This window comes from Alteromonas sp. Cnat3-28, assembly GCF_022348265.1.
In the GTDB taxonomy this organism is placed as follows: Bacteria; Pseudomonadota; Gammaproteobacteria; order Enterobacterales; family Alteromonadaceae; genus Alteromonas; species Alteromonas macleodii.
The window spans coordinates 62,334-80,537 of the sequence record NZ_JAKREY010000002.1 but is presented as its reverse complement, the minus strand read 5'-3'; the positions used below and the strand labels follow the sequence as shown (position 1 = coordinate 80,537).

Sequence of the window (18,204 nt, the reverse complement as noted above, 5' to 3'; positions counted from 1 at the left end):
TGAAAAAATACCGCCATGATTATTTAATCATGGCGGTATTAACCAACGATAAACGCTCTTATTTTTGCTTTTCGCTAGGTACAGGTTGCCCGTACTTCGGAGAGCGAGGGCCATATAACAGGCCGTTATAGCTTTCAGCAGAAAGAAGTCGAGCAGAGGTTATAGCTGCAATATCAAATCCTCTATCTGTTACGGTTTCAAAAATTTGACTTACCGCTGCTTGTACTAGCATACCCACTAAACCGCCGCTGTTGGCGTTTTGCTGTTCTGCACTCGATGCGGTAGCCGCTCCGGTCCAAAGCATGTTTCCAGTCTCAAGATCTACAAGAGATGCTGTTACAGTTACTCGTGTTTCACTTGAAATAACCACATAGCTTGTGCCGTAGTCATCGATAGTGACGTAAAGTGCCGTGTCTGCACCGAATATCTCTTTTAGCTTAGTCGTCGGAACTGCTTGAATATCGGCGGCTTGCGTCAAACCATTATTGTTAAAGGTATGATTAACCATAGCGACAGGAAATACATAAAAACCTGATTCGGCAATTGGGGTAGCAAGCTGTGTCATAACACTATATGGCGCAATCACTTCAGGGGTATTATTCAACGGAGGTAAAATAATAACCGACGCAGGATTGGCAGCTTTAAATGCTGTGTAGTCGTGAGCAGGCGGCATGCTTACGCATGCAGACAAAGAGGTAATTAAAACAAGTGCACTAAGGATTCTAGCAAACATCAATTACGCTCCTTTAGCTGAATTAAGAAGGAAATCGATGTATTGCTTCGATTCTGGAAATAATTGCTTTTCTGTTTCGAAATGCGCTTCGCCTTGCAGAATATTTCCACTTTCGAAATACAGCATTCCAAGATGTGCATGTACACCAGGTGCAATATTTTTTCCGTTTGCCGCAGCGAGTTCAATAGTCTCTTCTAGAACCATAATTTGTTCTTCGACGGTCGTTTCTTCGCCTTTCAGGTAACTGTAAACGGCTTTATTATATTCACCGTAATAGTAAAGCGGCTCGGTAGTTTTACACCCTACAATTCCTAATGTTAGGGCTGTAAGTATTATTAACTTTTTCATTCTTAAATCTTCCATGCCCCTGATTCGATACCGTTAACTAAATTGTTAACCGATTCGCGGATGGCTAAATCAAGAACCTTTCCATTTAACGTGGCATCGTAGCTTGCTGTGCTGCCAAAGCCGATAACCTCTCTTTCTGAAAGACTGTATTCACCTGCGCCTGCGACAGAATAAACCACTTCTGACGTGGTAACATCGACCACGTTCAACGTTACTTTGGCATAAGCAATTTGCGATTTACCTTTACCGAGAATACCGAAAAGCTGCTTATCACCAATTGCTTTACGACCGAACTCAGTAACGTCACCTGTGATAACAAACTTTGCGCCAGAAATTTTTTGTTCTGTACCAGTACGCTGAGCTTCTTCAGCTAAGAGATTCATATTATCTCTATCTAAAACGCTGAAACGATTGGTTTGTTGTAAGTGGCTCATCAACGTGGTCTTAGCTTGGCTACCCAGACGGTCTTGGCCATTTGAGAAAATGCCGTTTTGGAAGCTAGAGCGATTTACGAACTGGCCGACAACGAGTTTTTTCTTTTCGCCTGTATACTGAGTGTTATAGCTATTTACTTTCGGTGTCTCAACTACTTGAGAAGATGTTGTTGCACATCCTGATGTGACGCCGATGATGGCTAGAAGTGATACCGCTGATATAAACGTTTTATTATTAATCATATTCACATTAATCCCTTTATCCTGTGTGAAAGAGTGAGGCGTGTGTTCCTCAATAGAGATTCTATATCACAAACACGTATCGTTGGAGCTAAATTACAAAAAGCTTTCACGTTCAAGTCCAATGCTGAAAAAACACAATGCGAGGAGCCAACAAAGGTGATCGTATGCTCATGATTAAATGAAATTTCATTTGTTTTCGATAGATGAGAACGGTACCAACGGTCTCTTAACCAGCTATTTATCGATCTATTATGCAATTCATCCCGTAGCCAATCTGTAACATTAACAATAATCAGTGTTTGAATGAAAGCTGGTTTAGGTGTTTGTCGGCTGTGCATTCATTCTTATCACTCATTGAATTACAGGGTAGTAAAATGACAGATGAACAGCGGGCAACACCAAGTCTCTTACTTGCGTTAACACCTGTTGTATTGACGCTCTTAATCCTTGGCACCCAGATATTTTACTTTGGCGTGTTTGAGCCTCATATACCGCTTGCCATTGGCATAGCATTAACAAGTTTTGTTGGTACTTATCTTGGTCTAACGTGGGAAGAAGTGCGGGCAGGAATCTTTAAAGTTATCCATGTTGCGTTGCCGTCGGTAAGTGTACTTATTGTTGTAGGGATGATCATAGGTATTTGGATAGCCAGCGGTACGGTACCCACCATTATTTACTACGGGTTAAAGACCCTGTCTCCCCAAATTTTTCTGGCCGCGGGTATGGTTATCTGTGCAGTCGTTTCAGTTTCTTTAGGCACAAGTTGGGGCAGCGTAGGCACCGTTGGTTTAGCATTAATGGGTATCGGTGAAGGATTCGATATCCCCATGTACTGGACGGCGGGAGCAGTAGTTTCAGGCGCCTTTTTCGGAGACAAGGTATCGCCGCTGTCGGATACCACAAACCTTGCTCCAGCGGTTACAGGTACCGACGTGTTTTCACATATCAAGAATATGATGGCAACGACAATCCCTGCCATGGTGCTCGCATTTCTGATTTACCTTGGCGTCGGCTTCTTCGTTATCGATGCTCAGAGCGTCTCATTTGCAAAAATTGCAGGTATCACCAGTGCATTAGAAGATAACTTTACCGTTACGGGGTGGGCGTTATTGCCAGCGCTTGTTGTTATGGGGTTAGCCTTAAAGAAAATTCCCCCCCTTCCTGCGTTATTTGCAGGAGCGGTTGTGGGAGGAGCTTTCGCCATGTTTATGCAAGGGCAGAGTTTGCAAGCCGTTTTCGATTATGCAAATAACGGATATGCCATCCAAACGAATATTGTTGAAATAGATAGTTTGCTTAATCGCGGCGGCGTTCAGTCAATGATGTGGACTATTTCATTGGTATTGATTGCGCTTGGTTTCGGTGGAGCGTTAGAAACGACAGGCTGCCTAAGAAGCATTATCAATGCAATAAAGAGCAAAGCGAAAACCTTTGCTGGTACACAGATAGCAGCGGTTGGTACGGCGTTTTCTACTAATCTGGTGGCTGGCGACCCGTACTTGTCGGTAGCCTTGCCGGGAAGAATGTATTCACCCGTTTATAGAGGCATGGGTTATTCCACGCTTAACCTGTCCCGTGGCATTGAAGAAGGGGGCACGTTAATGTCACCGCTCATCCCTTGGAATGCCGGTGGTGCTTTTGTGATATCTGCTCTTGGCTTGGGTATTTCTGGCGCAAACTTAGAAAACTTGCTGTACATCCCTCTTGCCTTTGCTTGTTGGACGGCGCCCCTAATAGGGATATTTTACGCCTACGTTGGCTGGTTCTCACCCAAAGCCACTAAAGCTGAAAAGGAAGAATGGGAGTCTTCTGGCGCCGAAATAGCGAAATTTAATAAGGATGGAACGCCCGTTACCGAGTAATGTTGGATAAGCGATTTGTCGACGTTAAAACAATGCTGTTTAATTACAAAAAAGGGCCTGAAAAGGCCCTTAGAATTATTGCTCTATCAACTTAGAAAGTATATCTAGCGCCAAGCGTGTAGCGAGGTCCGTACTGACGAGCAAATAAGAATTGCTCTTCGAATCGGCCGTAGCCACGCTCTGTTTCGTCGTTAATGTTTACGCCTTCTAGGAAGACAGTTAGGTGCTCATTCACATCATAGTTGATGCTGGCATCAACTTGACCAAAGGTGTCGAACTGAGTTGCTGGGTTATCTGAAGAACCTTGTGCTTGGCCAATACCCACAACATAGTCTGAGCGCCATGCATAGGTCACTTTTACAGAAAGGCCTTCTTTCTCATAAAACACCTGGAAGTTGGCGGAGTCGCTGATGCCTACAAGCGGGTCTTGCTCGTTCAGGTTGTAAGGGTCGTACTCAACGTCGCCGTCAACTAACGTTGCGTTGGCGCCGAAACCAAAACCAGTGTCGCCAAACGTATGCTGAATAGCTAACTCAATACCTTCAACGGTTTTTGAATCGCTAGAGTTACCAGGCTGTGTGGTGCGCCACGTGATTAACGGGTCATCCGCATTAGGGGTTACCACACCGTTTTCGTCAGCATAGCCGTTGTCAATGAAGTAGTTATAAATAGCACTATCGGTGGCTTGCTCACCAGCTGCCGTTAATGCGGTCACGGCTTCGTTCCAGCGAGGACCCTGATAGATGTCACGTAAACCTTCGAACTGCTGATCTTGACCTGTGGTTGTAATGTAGTTTTCAACCGACTTTCTGAATAAACCCACGGCAAGCATGCTCGACTCGTCGTAGTACCACTCAAATGAAAGGTCTAAGTTAGTTGACTCGAACGGTAGCAAGCTGGTGTTACCCGCCGATGCGGTTCTCGCGCCAACTTTAGGGCTTCCACTGAATGCCAAGCCACCTTGTAGCAAGCCAATCGGCGCTCTGGTAATTGATTTACCCCAAGAGAAACGCGCAACAATGTCATCCGTCACATCTACTTTTACGTCGAACATGGGTAATAGAATGTCATATTCGCCTGTAAAGTCTTGCACCTGTAGCTCGTCTTCAAACTGCGTGATCCACTCAGAAGCTGCGACCCAATTTACCTGCACAGGTACACGAACCTCCGCAGAGCTTGGCACTTCTGTTTCTTCGTAGCGTACACCAGCATTTATTTGCACGTAATAATCACCGACCTCGAAGTCCCACTCTGACTGAACATAAATAGAGTCGGTAATTTCCTCTACGTTACTGACAGAAGGCGCACCGCTGAAGTAAGGGTCGATAGAGTAAGCGTTACTCTCGCCAACGACATCACCAGTAATGAAAGCAAGTTGACGGGCAATGGCTTCGTCAAAATCATAGGTGTAATAGTAACCCGGATTCATGCCTGCGCCACCACCGTCAAAGGCGTCTAGGAAACCTGATGTGTCATTGCGAATAAACATGCTGTCTGGGAAAATTTCTGTGAAAGATGGACTAAAACCCGGGCCGCCGCGTAGTCCGCTCCACGCTTCAAAACCCGTCAATGCTTGTTCTGTTCGGGCGTAACCAAAGTCAATTTTAACCAGTGGTATGTCGAAAGCTGAGTTATACCACGTGCCGTCAAGCTGCAGCTGCTCAATATCAGAGCGACCTGGTGAGTAAATGAATTGGCTGAAGTTAGAGTCAATTTCACTAGGTAAGATTTCATTCGTACCGTTGTTCCAGTTCACATAAACTTGTGGAATCTCGCCTGCTCTGTAGTCGTAAACTTTTGACTCAAGCTGGTTTGAGCCCAGTATAATTTGGCCAGAGCTACCCAAACCTTTGTCATAACCGTTATCAATCTCGTTGTAAGAATCGTGGTAATCCAGACGGAAATGCCAATCGTCAGACACTACCCAGTCTAGGTTTACACCAATTGAACGCGCGTCAACTCGCGTGGTTTCGCGACTGGCAGTAAACGAGCCGTCGTCGCCACTAATATCGGCATAGACTGCTGTACCATTTTCGTCTAATTCGTACGCATTAATATTAGCGCCAAAGTTATTCCAAATACCCCATCCCACTGTATTGGTGCCAGTAGTGGCGCGTGTTGCAGTGTAATCTATCGTTGCCGTAAAATCGTCAACTGGGCGAAATTGGAAAGTAACTTGGGCGTTTGAACGCTCACGCTGAACGTCAGTAATGCTGTAGTTCATGTCTTTAGGGAAGAACGCAGCGTCGGTAATATTGGTGCGGTTATCAACCACATTTTCAGGGTCTAAGTCAGGTAGTGCAGCGTTTTCTTGAAGCTGCCAGCCTTGAATATTTGCCGCTTGCTGCTGAAAGTCACGTTCTTGGTGAGAGAATGACAGACCAAATCCAAACATGTCATCGGCAAACGTGTTGCTGTAGACACCAGCAATTTCAGGGGTTACGTCATCACCCGCTTCGTTAGACGAGTCGTAAATACCTTTCACTGAAAACGTGGCATTTTGTCCTGATTGCGCCAACGGCTTCATGGTAATAATGTTTACCGTTGCACCTAGTCCCCCGCTGGGATTTTCTGCACGGGCGGTCTTCTGAAGCTCAAGCGTGTTTACACCTTCAGAAGAAAGGTTGGCTAAATTGAAGGAACGGGTAAAGCCCGTCCCCGGCATTTGTCTACCGTTCAGGGTAATTAGGTTGAACTCAGGACCAAAACCACGAACGGTAATTTCACTACCTTCACCGTTTGAACGACTAATACTTACACCTGTTATGCGTTGAAGTGCCTCAGCCAGGTTGGTATCAGGAAATTTACCTAGTTCTTCAGCGGATATGGCATCTACTACGCCGCTTGAGCTGCGTTTTAAATCCATAGAGCGGATCATACTGCCGCGAATACCGCTTACTTGAATAACTTCAACTTCGCCCTCTGCCGGTGTTACCGCTTCTGATTCTTGTGCGTAAGAGGGAAGAGCTAGGGTAGAGCCCATCAACAAAGCCATTGATGTGGCAAGCTGGGTCTTTTTAAATGGTGTGTTTTTCATAATTGCCCTACTAATTCTTATCAATTGGTCACTGCCGCTTTAAAGGCTAAAGCGGCATTTGCTTTGTTACTGTGCTGCTATTTCTACATTGTCGATGCGATAAACTGCACCTTCGCCTTGCCCCCATGCTGGGAACATCATGATGACGTTGATAGCGCTGATATCTAAGCCTGCGTCATATAGGGTTTGTAGTGGGAAAGTGTATGTTTGCCATTCACCTTCAACCGGATCAGCACCTTCCAAGCTGGCCGACATTGGAAGTTCAACAGCAGAAGAGACATTAATGGACTCTACTTTGAACAACCAAGGTGCAGAGGCGTCGTTAGGCATTGAGCTTACTTTCATTTCAAACTTAATCGCGCCATTTGAAAGTAGTGATGAAGCATCGAATGATACGGTTTCATCAGCTAAGAAACCCATCACCGTTGGTGTAGCGCCAATGCGAAATTCTGCTACTGTGCCGTGTTCCGCGTCGTCTACTTCTTCAGTTGGCGTTGAACCACCACAACAATCCCAGATTGACCATTGTTCAGCTGCTGTATCAGCAAAGAGCGTGATGCCCGCACCTGACGCATCTTCGCCGCTATCAGGGTGGTAAAATTTCACATTGTCTAAGCGATAAACCGCGCCTTCACCTGTGCCCCAAGCTGGGAAAACCATAATGACGTCGATAGCACTCACGTCCAAACCACGTGCCTGCAATTCTGAAATAGTAAATGTGTAGGTTTGCCATTCACCTTCCACAGGCTCCTGACCCTCAACGCTATCAGAAAGTGGCAATTCAACAGCAGTAGATGCGCCATTAGACTCGATTTTGAATATCCAAGATGCTTCGGCGTTACTAGGCGCACTCACTACGCGCATATCAAACTGCAATAAGCCACCGTCGGTAAGTGCTGTAGCATCGAATGGGGTGTCACCGCCGCCAGATTCAGGACGCGTGATAAAGCCCATTACAGTCGGTTCTGCGCCAATTCGAAATTCTGCAGTTAGACCGTGTTCTTCGTTGTCCATTTCTTCAGTAGGGGTAGAGCCGCCACAGCAGTCCCACATAGGCCAGTTAGGGTTTTGCCCATCTTCGAAGATGACTAATTCTGGGTAGCTAGCTCCGCCTTCTTGCGAAATTTCAACATTAGCCATGCGATAAACCGCGCCATTGCCGGTATCCCACGCAGGGAAAACCATGATGACATCGATAGCACTTGTATCTAAGCCTGCTGCTGCAAGCGCGCTAAGTGGAAATTCGTAAGACTCCCACACACCCTGTTCAGGCGCAGCACCAGCGGTGTCTGCGGGTCCTACATAGCCGTCCATCAGTGGAAGTTCTGCGGCAGTTGAACCTTCAGAACTTTCAATCTTAAATAGCCAATTAGTTGTCGCATTTGCAGGCAGCGATGTAACTTTCAGATCGAATTTAACACTGCCAGTTTCTTCCATTGGAGACGCATCAAACGGAGACGCTTCACCTTCTGGGTCGGTAATGAATTGAGCTCGACTGATAAAGCCCATTACCGTAGGTGTTTCATTAATAGCAAATTCGAAAACCTGTCCTTGCTCGGCATCTTCTACAAGTGCTGGTGTTGAACCACCGCAGCAGTCCCACGCAGGCCAGTTTGGATTAGGTGTTCCGTCGAAAATAGTAAGGTTTTGTGCAACACCGGTTGACGGTGGTGAAGGGATAGGCGCCTCGCCTTCCACTAATGCATCGTCTAGTGAGTTGTAACCTGGGCGAACAGTTTCACAGCCCTTGCCGGTGTCTGGGTTCGATGCACATTCGTACACTCGAACATAATCGACCTCGTAAGTCTGACCTTCGGCAAACGCTTCAGCATCAATACCTGTTTCGTTTACGTTAGCTGGCCAGTCGCCACCTACTGCAAAGTTAAGGATAATGTAGAATTCTTGATCGAATGGCGCATTGTCCCAGTGAGTGGTTAGTTCACCTGTGCCTTGCTCAAAGTATTCCGCATACCAGCCGCGGTGAGAAAGTCCAGTTGCGTCACCGTTTGCGTTATAACGAACTTCTGAACGACGCTGCGTAGCGTAAAGGTAATCGTCCATGTACCAGCGAATTTCGCCTTCTTGCCATTCAACGGCGTAGGTGTGAAAGTCGTCTGCTGGATTCGCTCCATCAGGAAGCGAGCAGGCTTTGCCTGAGCTATCGTTATTTGGCCATTCTTGACCATAGTGAAGGGTGCCGTGAATATGGCTTTCGGGATTGCCGTCAGCATCTAGTGCCTTAAGGTTTACGGCTTCCATGATGTCAATTTCGCCAGAACGAGGCCAGCCACCGTAAACCTCATCAGTTGGCATCATCCAAAATGCCGGCCAACTGCCTTGGCCCGAGGGTAATTTAGCACGCATTTCAATACGGCCGTATTTAAAGTCTGCTTTGTAGCGCGTGTTTAGACGGGCTGACGTATAAGGCTTTTGCGCTCCTTCTTCCGCGGGTAGAGCAACAATTTTTAGGCTACCGTCAGACACAAATGAATTGTCTTCGCTGTCGGTATAACACTGAGATTCATTATTGCCGCCACCGTCGCAGTTTACTTCATGAGTCCAGTTGTCATCGTCAATACTGTTCCCATCGAACTCGTCGCTCCATACCAGCTCCCAGTCAGAAACGGGTGCCGCAGGATCAACAACGTCGATGTCTGTAGATGTGGTTGCTCCGCCTCCACAGCCAAATAGGGTTGCGACTGAGATCGCGGCAGCTATCCGCGAAAGTTGAGATGCTTTTTTCGTCATTGTTTTCAGCCCTGATCTAAAGAAATTGGGTTTTTATGTAGTGGCAAATGCCACGTAAAAAGCTTTTTGTAAGCGCTTACAATTTAGGTCAAATAAAAATGGCTGTTTGAAAGCGCTTACATTACATTAAGCGACTGACACATAAAGATCAATACTGTTCTCAAAAAATTAACATTTGGCTGTCGGTCTTATTTTTGTTGTTTTTCGCTTATTGTCAAATAAAACAATAATATAAGGTTGTATTAGAGGGTGGGTTAAAATTTAAAGGTGCTTGTTTCACTCACTATTTACAAATTATCTAAGGGACTTGTTAATGACCTGTGCTCGATATTTTGTTCGCACCTGGGTACACATCACGTTAAGCTCAATATACGATCTCATGTGAGTTGTTATTATGCATCACCACAATCACAGCACTACCGCCTCCAATCATCATAAAGGTCAGCATCACGGCCATCACCACGGTGCGCATGCTGAAGCGCTAGGCACAGATTCCACACGCATTGGATGGGCGTTCTGGCTAAATTTCATCTTTACTATTATTGAATTCATCGGGGGGTGGCTTACTAACAGTGTCGCCATAATGGCAGATGCTGTTCATGATTTAGGAGACTCTCTATCCATAGGTCTGGCGTGGTATTTAAGTAAGCTCGGGAATAAAGCATCTACCGAAAAGTATACGTATGGCTTCAAACGGCTAAGCCTTATGGGAGCTATGATTAACGGCGTTATCTTGGTGATTGGCTCAATTTGGGTGTTGTCTGAGGCCATCCCTCGTTTATCTAACCCCGAAATGCCCGTTACAGAGGGTATGATTGGATTAGCGATCCTCGGTATTGTCGTGAACGGGTTTGCAGCTTATAAACTCCACGGCGGTCATTCGATGAATGAAAAGGTGCTTAACTGGCACTTAATTGAAGACACGATGGGGTGGGTAGCGGTACTGGTAGTAGCCATTGTGCTCCATTTTGTTGAATGGCCTATACTCGACCCAATTTTATCTATTGGTTTTACGCTATTTATTTTGGTCAATGTTGTTCGGTATGTTGTGCAGACCATGTCTTTGTTTCTACAGGGCGTACCTGACTTGGCTACAAGGAATGCTATTAGCAACACGCTTTTGAAAATCGAGCACGTTGAAGAAATTCACCATGTACATTTTTGGTCGCTTGACGGAGAGCAGCACGTGCTTACTGCACACGTGGTAATAAACTGTGCAATAGACAATGACAAACTGAGAGCACTCAAAAAGGAAGTTCACGAGCGTTTAGCCCCCTTTGAACTTGCTCATACCACGATAGAGTTTGAGTTGCCGGGTGAGCCATGTCGTGATGATAATGACCATTTACACGCCCACTCTCATGAACACCAGCACGAAGAGATATAAGTTGCGTTTAACTCTGGCGAGAGTAGGGATTCGTTCTCTAGAGGCCTACGAAAATCAAGCTATTGTAGTGATAGGCCTTTTAAGTAATAACTATAATTAATAAATAAAAGTATGAATATTAGATATCAAGCGATTCTCCCGGGAGTAAGCGTTTCGGTCATAACCGGCTTGGCGGCTCTTTTTCTCAGCGATCACTACGGTTCCCCTGCCATGCTGTTTGCTCTTCTGATAGGAATGGCTGTTTCTTTCCTCTATCGAGCCGATTCACCAAGTACCGAAGGTATTGATTTCTGTGCCAGTACTCTATTACGTACAGGTGTTGTACTCCTTGGTTTAAGGCTCGCACTTGAAGATTTAACGGCACTGGGTTGGGATACGCTGGGCTTATTGTGCTTTGCCATTTTAACGACTATTTTGCTTGGAATTGGCCTCGCTAAAATTTTTGGGTTAAAAGGGCAGTTAGGTGCCTTAACAGGAGGCGCAGTTGCCATCTGTGGCGCATCCGCTGCATTAGCTATATCTACCATTCTACCCAAAGGCCAGCACCATGAGCGAGATACACTAGTTACCGTTATTGGCGTTACCGCTATGTCTACAATCGCCATGGTACTCTATCCTATTATCGCTGTTCAGCTAAACCTGTCAGACAGTGAAGCCGGCATTTTTCTAGGTGGCACTATTCATGATGTTGCGCAAGTTGTAGGGGCAGGGTACTCGATTTCTCAGGAAGTAGGTGATATGGCGACGCTAACTAAACTTGTTAGGGTGGCTATGCTAGTTCCAGTAGTTATGATTATGGTGTTAGTCGTAGCAAAAACCTTATCTGTTGGTATCAAAAGCCGCCAAACAAACAGTCCTAAAATACCACTGTTTTTAGTCGGCTTCGTAATGATGATGCTCGTGAACAGCTTCTTTGTTTTACCTGAAAGTCTTGTAGAGATGGGGAGTCAAATCTCACGTTTTTTCCTCATCGTTTCCATAGCCGCGATTGGAATGAAATCAAACTTGGGTCAGCTCATCAATGTTGGTGTGCGACCAATAATTATGATTTTCGCAGAAACCTTATGGTTAGCACTCATCATTTTAGGGTACTTACACTTTTCGTAACGTTAGATAAGAAACTGGACGCGTCGTTTTAAATGTATCGAATTTAGAAAATCTGCCGATATTCAATGCATAACGCTACTTCAGACTAATAGTTAAATGGTCTGAATATCTGTTAATCTGAACAAAATAACTCTATAAAAACATATCGGTAACCACACATGTTTGTATCTCGCAGTAAATACGAAGAAAAAGAAGCGCAAGTACGTAAACTAGAAGCAAGAGTGCAAGAAGCCTTAGACAAAATTGACGTTTTAGAGGCAGAAAATAGTGAGCTCATTAATGCCATTGAGGCTGCAAGTAGCCAGCACGCATCGTCGAACGATTCCGTTGTAATGAAGTGCATTATTGATGGTATGCGTCAATTAGAAGGTATTCGTGAAACGGTGTTGACCACTTATCAGCGTATTGACGCTGAGAATCAGTCAGTGGCTAATATTCATGAGCTCTTTAGTGACTCCGCTACTACGTTAAGCAAAATTGTTACCGACATGAGCGGGCTTAATGTCCAAATGGGCAGCATGAGTGAACGTATATCGGGGCTATCAACAACAGCAGATAACATTAATAAATTTGTTACTACTATTACGAGTATTTCTGATCAAACTAACTTACTTGCGCTAAACGCTGCTATCGAAGCTGCGCGAGCAGGCGATGCAGGCCGCGGGTTTAGTGTTGTTGCTGATGAAGTACGCGCATTGGCGACAGAAACCAACAAATCAGCAACAGAAGTATCTGAGCTGGTGAACGGTATAATTCAGTCTACTTCCAAAGCGGTTTCAGGTGTTAATGAGCTGCGCGGTAACAATGAGCAGCTAGGGACCGGCATTAATCAGCTAAATGGCAGCTACGAAGTTATGGTACAACACTGTGACAGTATGAAGTCCACTATTAGCGAAGGCGCAATTGCTACGTTCATTCAAACAGTAAAATTGGATCATGTAGTGTGGAAGGCCGAGGTTTATGCGGTGCTGTGCGGTTACAGCAATAAATCTGTAGCGGACTTTGGCGATCATAAGAACTGCCGCCTTGGGCAGTGGTATAGCGACAATGCTAACAAAGCGATTGGCCAGACAACGGCATTCAGAGAGATTGAAGCGCCGCATGCAAAAGTGCATAGCAGCGGAATAGCCGCAGTGCTAGCTAAACAAAATGGCGACAACGCTGAAGCTGATGCTAAGCTTATAGAAATGGAACAAGCCAGTGAGAGAGTAATAACACTCCTTGATAGGCTAGTTAATTAGCGGCCCTAGAACCTTACGGTTCAACTGGCCCTATTGAAAAGCGTGGCGCCCGAATTCATAGCGGCGGTCGAATTTAGCGGTGCCCATTGTGGAAAAGCATTTATTGTAGAAGGTGAAGCGCTAACGGTTGGGGGATGATAGCAGGTGCTATCTCACGATAATGGATGGTATAGCTCTCCCTAGCTCGCCAAACCTCTCAAAGACGAAACCCCTCTGACACTGCGCGAGAGCTATTCTCACTGGTGCGTTAATGCAGTGCAGCAAGATGACAAAAGCGCCATGCTTATCGTAGAAGACGAGGGTATTGGTATGTCGAAAGAAACACTGGATAGAATATTCACGCCCTTTTTTACAACTAAACCACCCGGCGAGGGAACAGGGTTGGGAATGTCTATTTCCATGACTATTGTTGAAGAGCACAACGGAAAGATAAATATCACCAGCGAAGAAGGAAAGGGTACGCGCGTTACCGTTTTGTTACCTCTAGCCTAAAGTATAAATTGCTTTCCTAAATAGCTGATAGAATATAGAATTTCTCTAATTTTTTCTTCCTGCTAGACAGAATTTGTTTATGTTCTAGTCTTAGGAGGTAAGCAACATTTCCTACGATTAACGGATGGTTGCTTTGCTACATGGAGAAAGCACCGAATGAGAAACAATCAGCCAGTTACCCAAAAAGAATATAAGTTTCCAGCACATCATCGCCTGATATCTTCGACCGATAAGCGCGGTGTTATCCAGCATTGCAATAGCGAATTTGTGGAGGCGAGCGGATATACTCGTGAAGAACTCATTGGTAAAAACCACAATGTTATCCGTCATCCAGATATGCCAGCCCCCGTATTCAAAGAGATGTGGCGTACTTTGGAATCTGGGCAGAGCTGGTTAGGTCTCGTTAAAAACAGAAGAAAAAATGGCGATCATTATTGGGTTTCGGCCTTCGTAACGCCTGTGTACGAGGGGAAAACCGTTGTCGGCTATGAGTCCGTTCGAGTTCCAGCGTTGAATGATGAAATAACGCGTGCTTCCGGTGTTTATGCAAGAATGCAGCAAGGAAAGTCAGCGGTATCACCAATGTCGCGCTTAGCTCAAAACCTAATGCATCTGGCGCCTCCGTTGCTGATAAGTGCTGTCTTAGTAATAGCTCTTGCATTTACCCACGGCGCCGCTGCGGCTGGCATTGCGCTGCTTGGAGCTATAGTTTTAATGATTGCTCAAGAAGCCAAGACAAGAAAAGACTGGGGCGCGCTGCTTTCTCTTAGCCCAGAAAGCTACGCGAATGAAACGGTGGCACAAACCTACTTCCCAGACCCCCCTCACATAAGCCAAGCCAAACTTGCACTGGGGTGTGAACTTGCCAGAAATCGCACGGCATTAACCCGAATTAAAGATGCGTCAGCGGGGCTCGAATCAATTGCTAACACCACGCATGAGCAAGCAGAAAGCACCAGTGCCGCGGTTGTTCAGCAAAATCAAGCTACACAGCAAATTGCGTCTGCGGTAACACAAATGAGTCAAGCGATTCAAGAAGTTGCCGAACGAGTAGAAAGTAACGCAAAGAGCGCAAGGACAGCGGCATCCAATGTAGAGACAGGCAACCAAAAAGCAGAACAAGCCATGCAGGCGATCGTAGCGTTGCGCGAGGCGGTAGAGTCTATTTCTACCACAGTGACAGAGTTGGCTCAGTCAACCAGCGATATTGGCGAAGCGGCCAATATCATCTCGACCATCGCTGAGCAGACTAACCTGTTAGCGCTTAATGCTGCGATTGAAGCTGCAAGGGCTGGCGAACAAGGAAGAGGTTTTGCGGTTGTTGCCGATGAGGTTCGTACTTTAGCTTCGAAAACTCGCGAATCGACCGATAAAATCCACAACATCATTAATGAATTGGCTGAGCGTTCTGATCGAGCTGTAAGGGTATCGACGGAAGGGCTAGCTTCAGCTGAGCACGGCAGCGCTATAGTAGAAGAAACCCGAGGTGCATTGTTTGAAATTAACAATGCAGTGAAAGGTATCGCTGATGCCACGGTAGAGATGTCTTCAGCGGTAGAAGAACAAAGCACGGTGGCAGAGCATATTAACCAGCAGTTAGTAGAAGTCGCTGACGGCGCGTCTGAAACCCAGCGTTCATCTGAAGCATCGCTTGCAGCAAGCCACGATTTGCGCGCAACGGTTAATCAGGTTCACGAGCTAATATTGCGTTTCAGTACAGATAAGTGAGTAGGAGAGTAATACTCACTCCAGCTCGCTTAAGCTCGCTCCATTAAAAGACCTATTGCCTATTTGCGCACAGATGTGGGGCTAAATAGAAGCTGACAAAACCCGAAACAACGCTGTAGGCTTGGGTATTTATGAGTTCGCGTTTAGTCCCGCGTGTAGGCCGCGTCTGTAGGCCGCCACAGCGGGGAATAGTGAAACCAAGTATGTGCACCCCAGTATCAGTAAAATGATAATAACACTGCTTTGTCCAAACAGCGGGCTGCTTAAAAACAACCCATAGGTACTGCTTAACCAAGGTTTTAGTGCGCTCATAAGCCCAGCTACCAAGCCTAAACTCAGTGCGGCACTCACAATCGTAAGCAGCATCGCTTCAATCTGTATGAGTAGCAGTAAGGTAAACGGTCCTGCGCCTATAGTTCGTAAAACGGCGATTTCTTGATAACGCTCCCTCATCGTTGCTAGCAGCATAGTCGCAAGCCCAATAAGCGCGCAGATGACGATAAGACCGGAAAGGCCAAGCAATAGCGATTCAACATTTCCCATAATTTGCCAAAGTTCTGCGAGTGCCATGCCCGGTAGAATAGCCATTAGCGGCTCTTTTTTACTTTGATTAATTTGATACTGAAGCTGCAGTGCAGTTACCCGATGTTTAAGCCCCAGCATCACCACGGATACTGACTCAGGCGTAAACGCTTCGCTATTGTAAACTGCATGTTCTTTTGTATGCTCGTCATGCTCATGCTCATGCTCATGCTCATGCTCATGCTCGTTCGCCTTGTCAGCAGATTTACGGCCTAACATTGAGGTGGGCGAATGTTTAGGTCCTGTGTGGGCTTCTTCAAGTCCCTGTAGGGTAACGTATACGGCTTTATCTACGGGCGTACCGGTTTTCTTAACTATGCCTGAGATAGTGAAAGGGTGATCATCATGGTTGTTGAACGATACGCTACCCAGACCATGGGAAATAATAATCTTATCCCCTACCTTGTACCCCAATGATTTGGCGATATCTGCGCCAATAACGGTAGACAGTGGCTGCGTAAATGTCGAGCCTGCTGCCATTTCAAGTGATTGCATATCACCGTATTTAAAGTGGTCGAAAAAGCTGTTGGTCGTACCTACTACTCTAAAACCTCTGTGGGTATCACCCAAAGATAGTGGGATAAGCCACGATACCTGCTTGTTAGATTGAAGCGCCGCAATACTTTTATATTCAATACCTTTGGTGGGAGTGCCTATATTAAACACTGATGACAGGAGTAAATTAAGCTGTCCACTTGGTGCGCCAACAATAAGATCTACACCAGAAACGGTGCGCGTAAAACTGGTTTTAACTTGGGTGCGAATAATGTCCACGCACAAAAGTAAACTAATGCTGATGGTAATGCTTAAAAGTGTGAGGATTGCCGTTGTTTTCCTGCGCTTTAAGCTTTCAATAGCAATGGTACTTAGCATTACGCACGCTCCTGTGCTTTTGTGGCCTCATCGCCTCGCGTTTTTATGTGGTTTGTACTTGGGTTTAATTCACTCATGCTGCAGTGGCGGTCGAAATAACTCTCCATGGCTTTATCGTGACTAACAAAAATCATGGTGCTTTCACCTGCAACGTCTTTTAGCAGCGACATAAAACTATCTCTGGCATCGGTATCTAGGGCAGAGGTAGGTTCATCGACAATTAATAATTGTGGGTCGTTAATCAGTGCTCTGGCAATGGCAACGCGCTGCTGCTGACCAATACTCAATGCGTCAGCTTTCGCATGCAGCACGTGAGAAGGCAGCTGTAGCTTGTCCAGTAAATGACGAAGCTTTGCGTCTGATGCTGTCTTGCTGACGTTTGTACTTGCAAAATACACCGCCGCATTAATGTTCTGTGCCACAGAAAGGTAGGGAATAAGATTAAATTGTTGAAAAACAACGCCGATATTGCGTGCTCTAAACTTGTCCCGCTGTCGGTTCGATAATGCGGAGAAAGGCTGCGCTAATAAGGCGATGTCGCCCTGAGTTGGAGTTAATGTTCCGCACAGCAAATTGAGCAATGTGCTCTTTCCGCTACCCGAAGGCCCTGAGAGAAAAACGTGCTCACCTTGCGAAACTTGCCACGCTTTAATGTCAATGATGGGGGGGCTTTCTTTGGTGTACGAAAACTGTAAATTGCTAACTTCAATCGCTTTGTTGCGCTCTTCAGTCACTGCACTGCGGCCTTCAACTACTGCATTGCGCTGGGAGTGAGTGCTATTGTTTTTATTGATGGTATTCACGCTAAGCCCGACCTGTATTTACGTCTTATGTTCACATTAGCAAAAGCGACACGTCTGTTCACCCAGTTAAAAACCAGAGAAAACACATTGCCGCGTTGAGGTAATGTTATCAAATAACATTTTTTCGTATAGCTATGCTATCAGATCTCATCAGCCTAAAGCGGCAATTGCTCTTATTAATTGCTCATCATAACGACGCAAAAGAAAGGCGCGCCTAAATTATCAGCCGTTAGCTTGTAGCTTTACCACTTCTGCGCTTTCATCTTCTAATACGCTTTCTGCGGTAGCGCCTTTGAAAATCTTACTGATTTTATCTTTGTTTTTAGACAGCATAATGGTGAGTTCTTCCACTACGCTATCGTCTAGCTTAATGCCCTTCGCATAAATGTAGTCAGCAAGGTTATCCGCTGCATCGAGCATTTTGTCATACTGATCGGCTTCTTTTTTGTCGGTAGTTACCAATTTTTCTACCCCTTTGTGCGTAACAACATACTGTGTGGTAATGGCCATGGTAGGTCCCCTGTTTGTTAAAGACACAAAAACTGTACAGTATTTTACTGTATAAATAAACAGTATTTTGATTAAA

Annotated in this window: 14 protein-coding genes; 6 read left to right on the top strand and 8 right to left on the bottom strand. The window is 45.6% G+C overall.

The window, feature by feature from the left end:
* Positions 1-58 precede the first annotated feature (58 nt).
* Genes MHM87_RS02525 through MHM87_RS02515 form a run of 3 tightly spaced genes read right to left on the bottom strand, consistent with a single transcriptional unit; the run spans position 59 to position 1,758 of the window.
* Entirely contained in the window at positions 59-733 is a 675-nt protein-coding gene (locus tag MHM87_RS02525) for a DUF799 domain-containing protein (protein ID WP_239257676.1), read from the bottom strand.
* 3 nt (positions 734-736) lie between these two features.
* Positions 737-1,081, bottom strand: coding sequence for a DUF4810 domain-containing protein (locus tag MHM87_RS02520; RefSeq protein WP_044556859.1), 345 nt, complete (start codon positions 1,079-1,081; stop codon positions 737-739).
* A gap of 2 nt (positions 1,082-1,083) precedes the next feature.
* Positions 1,084-1,758: a CsgG/HfaB family protein gene (locus MHM87_RS02515; protein ID WP_014999891.1), complete on the bottom strand. Its 675-nt coding sequence runs from the start codon at positions 1,756-1,758 to the stop codon at positions 1,084-1,086.
* Between the two features lie 374 nt (positions 1,759-2,132).
* Here MHM87_RS02515 and nhaC point away from each other — a divergent pair, with 374 nt between their 5' ends.
* The gene (gene nhaC, locus MHM87_RS02510) at positions 2,133-3,620 is read left to right on the top strand and encodes a Na+/H+ antiporter NhaC (RefSeq protein WP_014951141.1); all 1,488 of its coding nucleotides are present in this window, start codon (positions 2,133-2,135) and stop codon (positions 3,618-3,620) included.
* A 91-nt stretch (positions 3,621-3,711) separates the two neighbouring features.
* Here the strand turns inward: nhaC and MHM87_RS02505 are convergent, their stop codons facing one another.
* Positions 3,712-6,657, bottom strand: coding sequence for a TonB-dependent receptor (locus MHM87_RS02505; protein ID WP_239257675.1), 2,946 nt, complete (start codon positions 6,655-6,657; stop codon positions 3,712-3,714).
* Between the two features lie 66 nt (positions 6,658-6,723).
* Complete coding sequence (locus tag MHM87_RS02500; protein WP_239257674.1) at positions 6,724-9,405, bottom strand: glycoside hydrolase family 16 protein; 2,682 nt, start codon at positions 9,403-9,405, stop codon at positions 6,724-6,726.
* 394 nt (positions 9,406-9,799) lie between these two features.
* Between MHM87_RS02500 and MHM87_RS02495 the strand changes: the two genes are divergently transcribed.
* The 5 genes from MHM87_RS02495 to MHM87_RS02475 all read left to right on the top strand — a co-directional run bounded on the left by MHM87_RS02495 (position 9,800) and on the right by MHM87_RS02475 (position 15,360).
* Positions 9,800-10,792, top strand: coding sequence for a cation diffusion facilitator family transporter (locus MHM87_RS02495; RefSeq protein WP_168532766.1), 993 nt, complete (start codon positions 9,800-9,802; stop codon positions 10,790-10,792).
* Positions 10,793-10,903: 111 nt separating this feature from the next.
* On the top strand, positions 10,904-11,899 hold the full coding sequence (locus MHM87_RS02490) for a YeiH family protein (protein WP_168532764.1): 996 nt from the start codon (positions 10,904-10,906) through the stop codon (positions 11,897-11,899).
* A 158-nt stretch (positions 11,900-12,057) separates the two neighbouring features.
* Entirely contained in the window at positions 12,058-13,140 is a 1,083-nt protein-coding gene (locus MHM87_RS02485; RefSeq protein WP_239257673.1) for a methyl-accepting chemotaxis protein, read from the top strand.
* 255 nt (positions 13,141-13,395) lie between these two features.
* Complete coding sequence (locus MHM87_RS02480; protein WP_239257672.1) at positions 13,396-13,632, top strand: ATP-binding protein; 237 nt, start codon at positions 13,396-13,398, stop codon at positions 13,630-13,632.
* 156 nt (positions 13,633-13,788) lie between these two features.
* The gene (locus tag MHM87_RS02475; RefSeq protein WP_187446407.1) at positions 13,789-15,360 is read left to right on the top strand and encodes a PAS domain-containing methyl-accepting chemotaxis protein; all 1,572 of its coding nucleotides are present in this window, start codon (positions 13,789-13,791) and stop codon (positions 15,358-15,360) included.
* Between the two features lie 129 nt (positions 15,361-15,489).
* Here the strand turns inward: MHM87_RS02475 and MHM87_RS02470 are convergent, their stop codons facing one another.
* From MHM87_RS02470 to MHM87_RS02460, 3 genes are all read right to left on the bottom strand, one after another.
* The gene (locus MHM87_RS02470; RefSeq protein ID WP_049585674.1) at positions 15,490-16,815 is read right to left on the bottom strand and encodes an ABC transporter permease; all 1,326 of its coding nucleotides are present in this window, start codon (positions 16,813-16,815) and stop codon (positions 15,490-15,492) included.
* Positions 16,815-17,618, bottom strand: a complete 804-nt coding sequence (locus MHM87_RS02465) for an ABC transporter ATP-binding protein (RefSeq protein WP_061096103.1) — start codon at positions 17,616-17,618, stop codon at positions 16,815-16,817. Before MHM87_RS02465 ends, MHM87_RS02470 begins: the two co-directional genes overlap by 1 nt.
* 222 nt (positions 17,619-17,840) lie before the next feature.
* Complete coding sequence (locus MHM87_RS02460) at positions 17,841-18,128, bottom strand: YebG family protein (RefSeq protein WP_061096102.1); 288 nt, start codon at positions 18,126-18,128, stop codon at positions 17,841-17,843.
* Between the last annotated feature and the right edge of the window lie 76 nt (positions 18,129-18,204).